This is a genomic window from Aromatoleum aromaticum EbN1 (genome assembly GCF_000025965.1).
Lineage (GTDB): Bacteria > Pseudomonadota > Gammaproteobacteria > Burkholderiales > Rhodocyclaceae > Aromatoleum > Aromatoleum aromaticum.
Genome location: NC_006513.1, coordinates 281,445 through 293,867 on the forward strand (window position 1 = coordinate 281,445; position 12,423 = coordinate 293,867).

Below are 12,423 nucleotides of genomic sequence, written 5' to 3' on the forward strand. Positions count from 1 at the left end.
ACACATCACCCGACATAGTTTTTGTCTGCCCTACAGACTATTCAAGAAGTTCAGGAGCTGGTCTCCCGGTTTATAGCGCCCGGGCGTGCCGTGGGGTGGAGCTGTCTTCGCAAGGGCCTGCTCCTTCATTTCGAGGTTCGCATCGAGATAGATCTGCGTGGTCTCCACCGATTCGTGTCCGAGCCACAAGGCAATCACCGAACGATCAACGCCCGCTTGAAGCAGGTCCATGGCCATCGTGTGCCTCAAGCGGTGAACAGTGATTCGCTTCTGCGTCAACGAAGGGCACGCCTCCGAGGCCGCCAAGCGATGCTTGTTCAGCAAGTACTGCACGCCGTGGACGCTGAGACGCTCGCCCTTGGCGCTGGGGAAGAGCACGTCGCCCTCTCCGCGTTGCGGCTCGCGCAGCCAGGCTTTCAACACGGTGAGCGTGGACTTGGCCAGCGGCGTACAGCGTTCCTTGCGACCCTTGCCCACCACGCGCACGTGAGCGCCGGCCCCGAGGATGAGGTCGTCGCGTTTGAGCCCGGTCATTTCAGACAAACGTAGCCCTGTCTGCACCGCCACCAGCAAAAAGGCGTGATCGCGCCGGCCAGACCACGTGTGCTGATCCGGAGCCGCCAGCAAGGCATCGACTTCGGCACGTGCGAGAAACGAGACCAAGTTGCGCGTGAAGCGCTTGCTGGGGATGGCGAGCACCCGCTGGATCTGCGCGGAATGCTCGGGGGCCTCGAATGCCACGTAACGAAAGAAGGAGTGGATCGCAGTGAGGCGCAGATTACGGCTACGGATGCTCACCCGTCTGCACTTCTCCAAGTCATCGAGAAACGCCACGATCAATGGGGCATCGATCTCCTCCAGGCTCAGCCGTGACGGTGACTTATGCAGCCGTTGCTGAACGAATTTCAGAAATTGACGAAAGGTATCGCGATAGGAGCTGATCGTGTGCGGACTCGCTTGGCGTTGCTGCATCAGGCGCTGGGTAAAGAAACGCTCCAACAGCGCAGCAAAGCTGGCAGGGGTGATCATGGCCGATCCTCCCAGCGCCGCTCGAGCCGGCGCATCGCCTCGCGCATCAGTTCCGGAGAACTGCTCAAGTACCACTGCGTATCCTCGACGTGGACATGGCCGAGGTAGGCGGACAGGATCGGCAGCTGACGCTGCGGATCTTGATCACATTGGTACCAGCGCACGAGGGTATTTGTCGCAAATGCGTGCCTCATGTCGTGCAGGCGTGGTCCGTGACTGTCCGATACCCCGCGTAATCCAATCTGCCGCGACAAGGCGTAGAAAGTTCGGTGAATATCGCCGCCGTCCAAACGATTGCCCGAGCTGGATACGAACAGGTAGGAGGACACCGGCCGTGCCTCCCAATGACGGTTGCGTCGCGCGATGTAGTCGGCAAGTACTTCGCAGGTGGAGCCATGCAAAGGTACGAGTCGAGACTTGCCGAACTTGGCACCGCGAATCGTCAACGCCGCCGCCTCGAGATCCACGTCCTGAAGCTGGAGGTTGCGGGCTTCGCCCAGGCGCAGGCCCGAGACGCTCAGTAACCCGAAAAGGGCATGGAAGGTCCACGGGCGCAGCGCACCGCGTTCATAACGGCACGGCATCGTGAGCGCCGCGCCCAGCAAGCGCCGAATCTCCTCATCCGAGTACAGGTACGGGCGCGCTCGCTTGGGTTGAAACGGCAACAAGCCCGGCGGCGGAATCTGCGTGCGTGGGTCCGTGGCACTGTGATGGCGAGCAAATCCGCGTACGAAACTCAGTCGCTGCGCCCAGTGCGCCGGTTGGACGTTTGAAGGTTGTTGCGCCCAGGCGAGCGCCAACTCATGCGTTACATAGTCGGCGCGGCGCCGCTCCATGAACGTGACGAAGTCATGTAACGCCTTGCCCGCCTCGCGCAGCTTGAACCCCAGAGCGCGCCGCAGACTCAGGTACTCTTGAACGGCCTGTCGCAGCGTGTTCATCGCGCACCTCCGGGCCACGGCAGAGCCAGGGTGCGCAATGCCTCGAGGTCGACCTTGGTGTAGATCTTCGTGGTCTGTGGATGGCGGTGACCCAGCAGCTCGCCGATCTCGCCCAGCGAGGCGCCCTGGCGCAACATCTCGGTGGCCAATCCGTGGCGAAACTGATGCGCCCCCCTCGTAGGGGCGTGGATGCCGGCGCGCTCGATCGCGTGCCGGACCAGGGAGCACACACCGCACGCTCCCTGGAAACCGCGGTTCGGCGCTCTGGTACGCAAGAATACGCGACGGCTGGCGCTACGCGGGCGCCCCGAGTGCAGGTAGGCGACGATCGCTTCGCCGACCTCGACCGGCAAGGGAAACTCGTTTCGCTGGCCACCTTTGCCGCGTACATGCAATTGTCCTGCGTTCCAGTCGATGTCATCGAGTTCGAGAAATGCCACTTCGCCCGAACGCAAGCCCAGTCGTGCGAGCAGCAGCAAGATGGCATAGTCACGGCGCCCTGTCGGCTGATCCCGATCGATGCTGCCCAGCAACTGACGGACTTCTTCGGCTGCGATCGCCCGCGGGATCGACGTCATCGACCAGTTCGCCACGACCGGTACGGCGGCGGCCAGATCCCGGGTGACGTCGCCACGATAACGCGCATAGCGCAGGAAGGAGCGCAGCGCGGTGGTCATGAGCTTCGCGCGCTTCAGATGCAGGCGCGGAACTTGGCCCTGCACAAATCTCACGACATCGCTGGCATTCAGGCGCGAGAGCGTGGCGCCTTCCTCGCCAAATTGTTGCTTGAGAAACTCCCGGACGAACGGCACGTAGTTGATGATCGTTGCTGTGGCTAAACCACGTGCTTCGCACAAATACTGCGCATAGTCTTGGACACAGTGCTCAACTGCGGTCAGTCGGGTGGGCTCGACCTTCTCCTGCGGAATCACGCCCTCACGGCGCAGAAAGGTAATGAGGTGTTGAAGCACCGCCGTATCACCGCGACCAGGTCGCAGATACCGGGCGCGATCACGTAAATACTCGACGGCGTGCGCACTGCAGATGCTGTCCACCTGGATTCCGCTTTGTCCAAGCCATCGACTAAAACCTGCAGCGATCCGAACGTGCCGCCTCAGCGAAAAAACGCTGTACCCCTGTTCGCCCACGAAGTTCGCAAATGACGCAAGGTGTGCCGCCAGCGGCCCTTCAGGCGGCCGCGATAGAACGACTTGCTCATGGATGAAGTAGGTCATGATCGACTCCTCTCCCCGAATTACGGGGGGTGCTGAGAGGAGTCCAGATTATCTTTCTCTAAGCTGCTGCAAGTACTTGAAACTTCGGGATCTAGCGGCACAACGAGACATAGTCAGGAAGGGTAGATAGTGGCGCAGCACGTGCGGCGAGACATGCTTCTTCAAGAGGCTGGGCTCCTCTTCAGACGCGCGGGCGACCGCGAGTTTCAAGCGCTGGGCGACATTGGATCGGGACATCGCCTGTCCATCACGATTGGGTAGCAAGGCGGCCTCGCCACGGCGTGTCGGATTCAGCCGCAGCCAGGCGCGGATCTCTTGAACCGTCGTCTTCCACAAGGGCACCGATCGCTGCTTCCGCCCTTTGCCACGCAGGTGGACGCAGGCCGCGCTGTCGAGCACGACATCGATCACACGTACGCCGATGATTTCGGAAACCCGTGCGCCGGTGTTGTAGAGCAATGCGAACAGCAAGTGGTCACGCTGCGAGGACCAAGTTGCTCCGGGCTGTCCGAGCACCGCTACCATTTCCTCCCGCGTGAGGAAGCCCACCATGGGCCGCTCGAAACGCTTCATGGGCACCGCCAAGGCTCGTTCGACGACGTACAGAGATGCCACGTCACGTCGGCCGGCGAACTTCAGGAACGCACGCATTGCGGTCAGCCGCAAGTTGCGGGTCCGAATGGCGTTGTGCCGCTCGTGTTCCAGATGGTCCAGAAACGCCAAAATCATATCGGGCTGGAGGTCGGCCAGTTGCAAGGCGGTCGGTGTCTTACCCAATTTCTGAGCGGCGAAGTCAAGAAACAACATCAGCGCATCGCGGTAGCAGGCCACCGTGCGCGGACTGACTGCCCGCTGGGCGACCAGATACTCGGTGAAGAATTGCTGGACCAGCGCGGCAAATGACGGCGGCTTCGGGGTGGCGGTATTACGCATCTGGCACCTCCGCCTGCGACATGAACGACTCGAAGCACCCTGCGGCCAACGACATCAACTCCGGCACCGCCGAGAGATACCAGTAGGTATTGGTCACCATCGCGTGCCCGACATAGGTCGATAGCGACAGCATCGCCTGATCGATGTCCACGCCTTGGGCTTGCCACTGCACGATCCGTCTCACGACAAAGGTGTGCCTTAGGTCGTGGATGCGCGGGGCATGGTGCGTGCCGCGGTTGTTCCAGGCCAGTTGCTTACGCAGGCCGGCGAAGACGCGTTCTACCTCGTTCCTGGTCAGGGGCGAGCCTCGCCGTTGCCCGCGGGTGACGACGAAGAACGGTGCATCGGCCCGCGCAGACTCGATGACGAGGTCGCGCATCCAGCGATAGCGACGCAGCGCTTCGACGGTGCTCGGGTGCATGGGCACGTAGCGCGACTTGGCGAACTTGGTCCGCACGATGGTGAGCATGCCGTACTTGAGGTCGACGTCGGTGTCGCTCAGCGCCACCGCTTCCGAGACGCGCAGGCCGGTGCTGGCGAGCAGACCGAACAGGGTTTCGTAGACGAGCCCCCGCAAACCGGGCGCCGCTCCCAGCCGCCGGGCCGCGGCCAGCAGCGCGACGATCTCGCCTTCGCTGTAGATGTGCGGAGCCTGCCGCTGCGGCAGCCGGCCGAAGATCGCGTCATCGGGGACTTCGGTGCGCGGCTCGAACTGCTGCAGCCAGCGCGTGAAGGAACGCAAGCACTTGAGCCGGCGCGCCCAGGTGCTCGGATCGGTGCTGGCGTGGCTATCACGCCGCGCCCAGTCGGCCATGACCTCCACGGTCAACGGGCCGTGGTGACCGACGGCTTCAACATGACGGGCGAAACTATGCAGCGCATAACCCGGCGTGCTCAAGGCGAAGCCCAGGCCACGACGCTCGGCCAGATAGTGCTCGACGTGCGTCTGCACGGAGATCGCGGAGCTCATACTGCGCTCCCCGGCCAAGGCAAGGCGACCTCGGCAAGCTTGCGACTGTCGAGCTTGGCGTAGATGAGGGTGGTGTTCAGCGAGCGGTGACGTAGGACATCGGCGACTTCCTTGAGGGAGGCCCCTCCCGCCAACAACCTGTTGGCCATCGTGTGGCGAAGCAGGTGCGAGCGCGTGTAGGGCAAGCCGGCGCGCTTGAAGGCCTGACGAATCGTCTTGCGCACAAGGTCGGGACCGGCCGGCTGATCGCGTGGTGCCACATGGCGGACGAAGATCGCGCGGTTGTGCGTCTTGGGGCGTTCGTGCTTCAGATAGGCAGCGATAGCGGCGCCCGTGGTCACCGGTAGCGGCAGCACGTCGTCGTGGCGACCCTTGGTGTGGCGTACCGTGATCGTGCCCGCGCGCCAGTCGATGTCGTCGAGGCTGAGTCGGGCGACTTCACCGCTGCGCAGCCCGAGATCCAGGGCGCAGCGCACGATGGCGTCGGCACGCCGCAGGGAGCGCCCCGCCTGACCGAGCGAGCCGACCAGCTGCTCGACTTCTTCTGTAGTCAGGGTCTTGGGAAGTGAAGCCAACTGCCAGTTGGCAGGGTACGAGACCGCGCCGATCAGGCCGTGCACGGCGTCGCCAAGCGAAGCGCGGTAGCGGAAATACCCGCGCAGCGCTGCCACCACCGTGCCAGCGTTTGCCGGCTTGCTGTAGAGCTTGGCTTGCTGCGCGAAGAAGCGCCGCACATGGTCGGGCCTGACGGCAGCGACGTCGATCTCGTCCTCGCCGAAACGGGTAACCAGCAATCGTCTCACGATACGCAAAGCCGAGCTTCTGGTCTTGGGGGCCAGACCGCGTATATGGTCCATGTGCTCGTCGTAACGACGCAGCTCCTCGTCCACTGGCGTTGTGCGCATCGTTGGCGGGGCAACTACGCCCTCTGCTCGCAATACCGCCAGCAGATGCGCGAGGGCGGCGCTCAAATTGCGTCGATCACGGTGAACAGCGCCGGTGCAACGACATCTCGGAAGATGATCGTCAAGAAACTCGGCGATGGCCGCCTCATTGATTTGGCTGACGGGCAGGCGACCGTCATGCATCCACTGAGCGAAGTGGGCAACGCTGCCGACGCAATTGACGAACGTAGTCTTGGCGTAGCCGCGGTCAGTCAGGTACTGCTTGAATGCATCAACATGAGGCGCGAGAGGCCCTTCGGCGAGCCAGTCGATGCAGGCGGGTCGAGGCGATCGTGTGTTTCCCATGGTGGTCTCCTGAGGTGGAGCCACCACTGCACTCGGCAGCGGAAACTATGTCGAGGATTGCGATGACCGAGCCCGTCGGACACCGGGCCACGGCTCGTTGGATCAAGTGCCCCCTGCAGGAACTGCGCATAGTTGCGTCCTGCACATAGGGGTCGATACCGCCAGTTCGATCAATTGGACACCTGCCGTTCGACGGCGCTGAACGCCGTGGGACGGTTTTCCGCAGCACTGCCGCCACTCAATCGGGCGTGTCTGGCCGGCGGCTGAGCAGCACCTTGGCGCCCCGGCGAAGGGTGACGTCCTTGAGGGTGATCATGAAGTCAGGGCTCTGATAGGGGGTTGCGGTTGCGGGCGGATAGGGGAAAGAACGCGCGCGGGGACCGCACTGCGGAGCTCGACCGAATCGGGACGGACGCAAGGATACGTGCTTTGGCGAAGTTCACCGAATAGGCCGTCGCCGAAGTGTACTATCCGGCTTTGCCCACTCACGAGACGTAATCTCCGAATGCAAAGCGAAGTCCAGGGAAAGCCCACGTACGCCGTCGCCGCGGCCGTCCAACTGCCGAACGTGAGCGATGTCGAGTTCGAGGCGTCACTGACCGAGCTGCGCGAGCTTGCGAAGACCTTGGGGCTGACGGTCGTCCACACCTTCATCCAGAAGCGTTCCGGCTTCGACACGACCGCCTACCTCGGCACCGGCAAGCGGCAGGAAATCCGCGAGTTCGTCGACGCCGGCGGCGTCGTCGACGGCAAGTCCCACGAGATCGACGTGATCCTGGTCGACCACGAGATTTCGCCGTCGCAGGCGCGCCACCTCGAGCTGGAGGTGGGCTGCGAGGTGACGGACCGCACGATGGTCATCCTTGAAATCTTCCATCGCAATGCGCGCTCCCGCGCAGCCCGCGCGCAGGTGGAGATCGCACGCCTCGGCTACATGGCCCCGCGCCTGCGTGAGGCGGCGAAGCTCGCGGGACCGCAAGGTCGGCAGCGCAGCGGCACCGGCGGCCGGGGCGCCGGCGAGTCGCACACCGAGCTCGACCGACGCAAAGTGCGAGACCGCATCGCCGAACTGCAGGAGGAAATCGATGCGATGGAGGTCGAGCGCAAGACGCAGCGCGCGCGTCGGCAAGGGCGTCAGAGCGTTGCGAACGTCGCGCTCGTCGGCTATACGAACGCCGGCAAGTCGACTTTGATGCGGGCGCTCACCGGCAGCGAGGTGCTGGTCGCCAACAAGCTTTTCGCGACGCTCGACACCACCGTGCGGGTCATCTACCCGGAGAGCGTGCCGAGGGTGCTCGTCAGCGACACGGTCGGATTCATCAAGAACCTGCCGCACGGGCTCGTCGCGTCATTCAAATCGACGCTCGATGAAGCGCTGGATGCCTCGCTACTGCTCCACGTCATCGACGCCAGCGATCCCGGTTTCGAGCGCCAGCGGGAGGTCACGGACCAGGTGCTGGCGGAAATCGGCGCCGATGTGCTGCCGCGCCTGCGCGTCTTCAACAAGATCGACCACGTCGGCGATGCCGAGGCGCAAGCCGAACGCGAAGCGGCGTTGCGGGCGCAGTACCCGGACTGCGTCGTGATGAGCGCCCGTCGTCCGGAAGACGTGGCGAAGCTGCGCCAGCGGATCGTCACCTTTTTCCAGCAGGACCTTGTCGCCGCCGAACTCTTCCTTCCCTGGTCGGCACAGCAATGGCGCAAGGACATCTACGCGAATTGCGAGGTGGTGGACGAGCGGGCGGACGACGAGGGCGCGTTCTTCCACGTGCGCGGGGAGCGCGACACCGTGGAGAGCCTGCGCGAGCAGTTCGAGCAGGTGCGATGAGCTGAGGGTATCGGCTCTACAAGCGAGCGAAGAACCAGCGCCCGTCCAGTTTGACAGACCGGCGCTGCGCTCCGCTGCCAAGCGGTATGCCGCGAAGCTCGTTCGGCCACTTCCGTTCGGTCCCCTTGGCTTCAGAGCCGACATTCGAGCGCCCGCTCGACGCTGCCATTTGCCCGATTGCCAGATAGTGCAGTTCGGCCGAAACTGCCTGCCAGCTCGCACAACATGAGGGGCGGCAATGCGCGCTTACACTGGCCGCCCAGTTCTCACGCGGATTGAACGGCAGATCACGACCGCCTCGATCTGACGGTTTCGACCCAGACCCACCAATCACCTGGTCATGCCAAATGCGTGATGATAGGTGACCGTGCCAGTCGCCATCGGTTGTCCGAACGACAGTGCCATGAAGTATTCGGGAGGCACGTCTGGCAACACGAGACCGGCCTCGTTCGCAAAACCGAATCGCTTGTAATAGGAAGGGTCACCAAGGACAACGCAGCCTGATGCACCTTGTGCGGAAAGCCGAGCGAGCGCCTCGCGCATCAGTTGCGCCCCGATGCCGCGTCCCTGCAGCTCGGGAATGACCGATACAGGCCCCACCCCGAACCATCCTGCCGCGCCACTGGATATGGAAACCGGTGAAAGGACGACATTCCCGACGATTACCCCATCCATTTCAGCGACCAGCGAAACCGAGAGCGCGCCGGCATCGCGCAACGCCGCAAGGATGAACTGTTCGTTGTGGTCCGAATGAGGCGCGTGGCGAAAAGCTGATTCCGTTACGGCCTCGATTGCCGCAGCGTCTTCTGGAGCTTCGGAACGGATGATTAGTTTCGTCATGTGGGTCACTGTAGGTGGCAACAGACGCTTCTGGCCGATACTTCCCTGCCGGCATAGGCCCCGCAGGCGCCCGCTCGGCGCAAATCGTCCAGGCGCCGAGCGGCTGCTTGCTGGAGCGGTTCCGAAGGGATCGTATCGGCCAGAGGCGCAATTTTGTCCGCTTGGTAGTTGTCGTCAAAACGACGATTTCACTCGGCAAGCCGTCGGATCAGGTGCGCATCGCCACACAAAACGAACCCTTGATCAGTTTCTCAATCTCGCCTACGGCGGTGCCCAGCCCATCTTCCTTTTCCATCTGCTCGCCAAGCTGCGCTGCCCGCTTCTGGACCCCCTCGCCTTCGACAAAGCCTATCGCCTTCCCCAGCAGCCCGGCCTCCAGCTTCGCCGCATCGAGTGCTGGCGGCGCGACGCCCAGACGATTCAGGCGTTCGGCCCAGAAGGCTTGATCGCCGGCAAATGGGATGACGACGGACGGCTTGCCAGCGCGGGTGGCGGAATGGGTCGTACCGGAGCCACCATGATGGATGACGGCGCTGGTGCGCGGGAGCAGCCAGTCGTGCGGGGTGGTACCGATACGCAGGATGTTGTCAGGCAGCCCGACGTCGTCCATGCCGCTCCAGCCGGGGTAGAAAAGTGCGCGGCGGCCGGCCAACGCAGTCACCAGCGTTTCTGCCATGTGTTGCCCATCTATCCCGGCCATGCTGCCGAAGCCGACATAGACTGGCGGCGGGCCGGCGTCGAGAAAGTCGGTGAGTTCGGGCGGTGGCGTGAAATCGGCGACCGGCGTCTGCCATTGGCCGCACAGGCGCGCGTGGGCCGGCCAATCTCCGGGCTGCGGCAGGATCGTCGGTGAAATGCCGTAGAGCATCGGATGTTCGATCGGCAGATCTCGACGCGGCGGCAGCCTGAGCACACTCTGGCGCGCTTCATTCAGGGTTTTCCTGAAAGCAAACCAGAGCAACTGGTTCGTTGCCCGGAGGCTGGCATGGTTGAGCCAGCGTGGCACCAGAGCGGCGGGCAGGAAAGGCGAAGGAAACTCGCGCGAAGGCGTGAGCGGAATCATTCCGCTGCCGATGACCGGGATGCTCAGGCGTTCGGCCACCGATAGGCCGATGAAGCCCGCCAGGCCGGACGTGAGGATGGCGTCGCAGCCTTCGGCAGCCGCCAAGGTTTGAACCGTCCAGGCGCGGGTGTTGGCGTTGGTCAGTTCCACCAGTGCCTTGGCCGTGCCTTTTGGTCCGTGGCGGCTCCATTCGGAGAACAACTGGCGGACGTCGCCGGGCAGCGCCGAGTTGGCCAGGCCGAGTTCTTTGGCCGAGCCGAGGGCGCGCGCATCGCCGAGCAGATGGACAGCGTGGCCGCTCCTGCGCAGCGCGTGGCCAACGGCGACGAGCGGCCGGGTGTCGCCTTCCGTGCCGTACGTGAGGATCAGCAGTTTCATAGAAACGCCCTAAACAGTATACGTCGTATACTTTAGCGTCCTTTATACTTCTCGGCCATGATCTCTCTGACCGATCTGGAAACCCCTACCAAGGTGCTCGCGAGCGGCCGGCGACCGCTGAAGAAGGCGCACCTGATGGAACGCATTGCCGCTGCTGCGGGGGAATTATTTCAAGCCGCTGGCTACATGACCGTGACGATGGAGCAGATTGCCGCCGCCGCCCAGGTCTCCAAGCGCACGTTGTACAAGTATTTCCCGGCCAAGGAGGCGGTGCTGGCGCATCTGCTGGAACGGGAACTGGCGCGCGACCTTGCCGGCCGCGGTTTACGATTCGACCTGAACGCTCCGTTCCGTGCCAACGTCTCCGCACTACTGGCGGAGTCGGCTGCCTGGTGCGAGCGTCATCCCGACTATCTGCTGCCCTATATCCGCTACAAGTTCGCCAGCTTCGAGCCGAATGCCGAAACCGCCGACAAACCCGCCGACAGCGGGGACATGGTGCAGATGTGGACGCTGCTGATCGCTGCGGCCCAGCAGCGCGGCGAACTCGATGCGACACGCCCGGCCGAACAACTGGCGATCTATTTCCATTACCTGTATTTCGGCGCGCTGATGCGCTGGATCACGGATCGGCGGCTCGATCTGAAGCAGGAGTTCACGACAGTGGTATCGCTGTTCGTCGATGGTGCCTGCGCTGCAAGGCGACAGTAGTATTCCCCTGCAAAGCCGCGGAATTTACATTATGAGCATGTCAAAGCGGCAATTCGGGGGCTAACGGGATCCCGGTCCTTTATGGCAACTTTTAAGGTTATCGATCACTGCACGGGTGGTCCGGGCGCAGTCCGTCGGAGGCGGACAGAGCGGCCGCTCGAACGAATTTGCGTACGGGCTGCCGCGTCCAGTACCGGCCGAACGGCAAGTCCCGGCCCCGGCCGGTCGATCACCTTCTCTCGACGACAGACTTTCGAGGGGCTGTTTCGCCCCGAGACCTGCCGGATGCTGTACTTCAGCATCTCGGCCTATGCTGACGTTTGACCCCCTTCAAGACAAGGACGGCTCTGAATCCAAGAGCAGTCCTTGGCATATCTATGAAAGCCGGGGCGACTCACCATCGAAGAGGCATTGATCGAGGAGTTGCGAACTCCGTCGGCTCCTTTCCCCGTGGGAATGCAATCACGTAAAGCACTGTGACGGGCATTGGCTTCGCATCCGGCACACCACCTTTAACAACCATTTTGCGGGTTGCGTATCGCAGTGACACCCCAAGTGCGTCGAGCGCGTCGATGTGTTCTTGAAGGACGTCGTAGATGGAAAACTTGTCCCGCTGCGAGTATATGTCGGCGCAATCCCTATAATCTCGGAAGTAGTCAACCAACTCAGCGAAGCACTCGTCGGCTTCACGGCACAATTCGAAGGCCGGTGTAGACAGGTCCATTGAGGCTAATTCCACCAGGCTGGCCAGCTCTTTTCCTGTGCTTAGCGGCAGTGCCTGCAGCGTGATGTTTTCCTTGTCGAACTTCTCCTTCGACGCATTCAATTCGTCTTCGGTCGGGATGACGTAGGGCTTGTTGAACGCGTCAATATCCTCGATCTCAAAGGCTCGTGCCAAAGCCCTGCGTGTATCAAGGTCAGAGGCTTTGCCACCCTCCACGCGTTGTATGGTTCGGGTGCTCAGGCCAGAAAGCTCGCCCAGTTGCTCTTGCGACCACTGTCGTAGCTCACGGTGAAGCTTCACCACCATGCCCAGTTCTTCCGGCGTGAGTAGGCGGGATCGTTGTGCTTTGTCATTAACAGACATCATCGTTCTCCATCGGTTGTTTGATGGAAGCAGTGTGGATCGCATCGATGAACGGCAACACGACAGCAGGACGACAGTACGACGACACGGGTCCAAAGTGGAGCTTTGGCTTCCTATGCGTGCTACTCGGCCGTTCCTGCGGCCAATCCGCACTGATT

General features: G+C 62.6%; 11 protein-coding genes. 2 read left to right on the forward strand and 9 right to left on the reverse strand.

The genetic code is table 11. The features are described 5' to 3' along the window. Positions 1-30 precede the first annotated feature (30 nt). From EBN1_RS01300 to EBN1_RS01325, 6 genes are read right to left on the reverse strand one after another with little or no spacing between them, the layout of a single operon-like run. Positions 31-1,029 (reverse strand): site-specific integrase, encoded by a 999-nt coding sequence (locus EBN1_RS01300; protein WP_011236106.1) that lies wholly within the window; start codon positions 1,027-1,029, stop codon positions 31-33. Then, positions 1,026-1,970, reverse strand: a complete 945-nt coding sequence (locus EBN1_RS01305) for a tyrosine-type recombinase/integrase (protein WP_011236107.1) — start codon at positions 1,968-1,970, stop codon at positions 1,026-1,028. The genes EBN1_RS01300 and EBN1_RS01305 overlap by 4 nt, the downstream gene beginning before the upstream one ends. Then, a complete protein-coding gene (locus tag EBN1_RS01310; protein WP_011236108.1) occupies positions 1,967-3,205 on the reverse strand; it encodes a site-specific integrase in 1,239 nt (412 codons plus the stop codon). Before EBN1_RS01310 ends, EBN1_RS01305 begins: the two co-directional genes overlap by 4 nt. Positions 3,206-3,253: 48 nt before the next feature. Beyond that, positions 3,254-4,138, reverse strand: a complete 885-nt coding sequence (locus EBN1_RS01315; protein WP_011236109.1) for a tyrosine-type recombinase/integrase — start codon at positions 4,136-4,138, stop codon at positions 3,254-3,256. Next, on the reverse strand, positions 4,131-5,108 hold the full coding sequence (locus EBN1_RS01320; RefSeq protein WP_011236110.1) for a tyrosine-type recombinase/integrase: 978 nt from the start codon (positions 5,106-5,108) through the stop codon (positions 4,131-4,133). The genes EBN1_RS01315 and EBN1_RS01320 overlap by 8 nt, the downstream gene beginning before the upstream one ends. Then, a complete protein-coding gene (locus EBN1_RS01325; protein ID WP_011236111.1) occupies positions 5,105-6,358 on the reverse strand; it encodes a site-specific integrase in 1,254 nt (417 codons plus the stop codon). The genes EBN1_RS01320 and EBN1_RS01325 overlap by 4 nt, the downstream gene beginning before the upstream one ends. Before the next feature lie 505 nt (positions 6,359-6,863). Between EBN1_RS01325 and hflX the strand changes: the two genes are divergently transcribed. Next, on the forward strand, positions 6,864-8,186 hold the full coding sequence (gene hflX, locus EBN1_RS01330; RefSeq protein ID WP_041645482.1) for a GTPase HflX: 1,323 nt from the start codon (positions 6,864-6,866) through the stop codon (positions 8,184-8,186). A 330-nt stretch (positions 8,187-8,516) separates the two neighbouring features. On the opposite strand, the gene EBN1_RS01335 is transcribed toward hflX, so the two are convergent. Together EBN1_RS01335 and EBN1_RS01340 are read right to left on the reverse strand one after the other, a co-directional pair. After that, positions 8,517-9,026 (reverse strand): GNAT family N-acetyltransferase, encoded by a 510-nt coding sequence (locus tag EBN1_RS01335; protein ID WP_041646751.1) that lies wholly within the window; start codon positions 9,024-9,026, stop codon positions 8,517-8,519. A gap of 208 nt (positions 9,027-9,234) precedes the next feature. Further along, complete coding sequence (locus tag EBN1_RS01340; RefSeq protein ID WP_011236114.1) at positions 9,235-10,467, reverse strand: glycosyltransferase; 1,233 nt, start codon at positions 10,465-10,467, stop codon at positions 9,235-9,237. A gap of 135 nt (positions 10,468-10,602) precedes the next feature. On the opposite strand from EBN1_RS01340, the gene EBN1_RS01345 reads away from it, so the two are divergent. Then, positions 10,603-11,178, forward strand: coding sequence for a TetR/AcrR family transcriptional regulator (locus EBN1_RS01345; RefSeq protein ID WP_197531843.1), 576 nt, complete (start codon positions 10,603-10,605; stop codon positions 11,176-11,178). A 394-nt stretch (positions 11,179-11,572) separates the two neighbouring features. On the opposite strand, the gene EBN1_RS01350 is transcribed toward EBN1_RS01345, so the two are convergent. Then, positions 11,573-12,268 (reverse strand): helix-turn-helix domain-containing protein, encoded by a 696-nt coding sequence (locus tag EBN1_RS01350; protein WP_241762787.1) that lies wholly within the window; start codon positions 12,266-12,268, stop codon positions 11,573-11,575. Between the last annotated feature and the right edge of the window lie 155 nt (positions 12,269-12,423).

Coding starts and splice junctions, on each gene's coding strand:
- EBN1_RS01350 (WP_241762787.1), bottom strand. CDS start 12,268: ATGATGTCTGTTAATGACAAAGCACAACGATCCCGCCTACTCACGCCG.
- hflX (WP_041645482.1), top strand. CDS start 6,864: ATGCAAAGCGAAGTCCAGGGAAAGCCCACGTACGCCGTCGCCGCGGCC.
- EBN1_RS01320 (WP_011236110.1), bottom strand. CDS start 5,108: ATGAGCTCCGCGATCTCCGTGCAGACGCACGTCGAGCACTATCTGGCC.
- EBN1_RS01345 (WP_197531843.1), top strand. CDS start 10,603: ATGGAACGCATTGCCGCTGCTGCGGGGGAATTATTTCAAGCCGCTGGC.
- EBN1_RS01310 (WP_011236108.1), bottom strand. CDS start 3,205: ATGACCTACTTCATCCATGAGCAAGTCGTTCTATCGCGGCCGCCTGAA.
- EBN1_RS01305 (WP_011236107.1), bottom strand. CDS start 1,970: ATGAACACGCTGCGACAGGCCGTTCAAGAGTACCTGAGTCTGCGGCGC.
- EBN1_RS01335 (WP_041646751.1), bottom strand. CDS start 9,026: ATGACGAAACTAATCATCCGTTCCGAAGCTCCAGAAGACGCTGCGGCA.
- EBN1_RS01300 (WP_011236106.1), bottom strand. CDS start 1,029: ATGATCACCCCTGCCAGCTTTGCTGCGCTGTTGGAGCGTTTCTTTACC.
- EBN1_RS01315 (WP_011236109.1), bottom strand. CDS start 4,138: ATGCGTAATACCGCCACCCCGAAGCCGCCGTCATTTGCCGCGCTGGTC.
- EBN1_RS01325 (WP_011236111.1), bottom strand. CDS start 6,358: ATGGGAAACACACGATCGCCTCGACCCGCCTGCATCGACTGGCTCGCC.
- EBN1_RS01340 (WP_011236114.1), bottom strand. CDS start 10,467: ATGAAACTGCTGATCCTCACGTACGGCACGGAAGGCGACACCCGGCCG.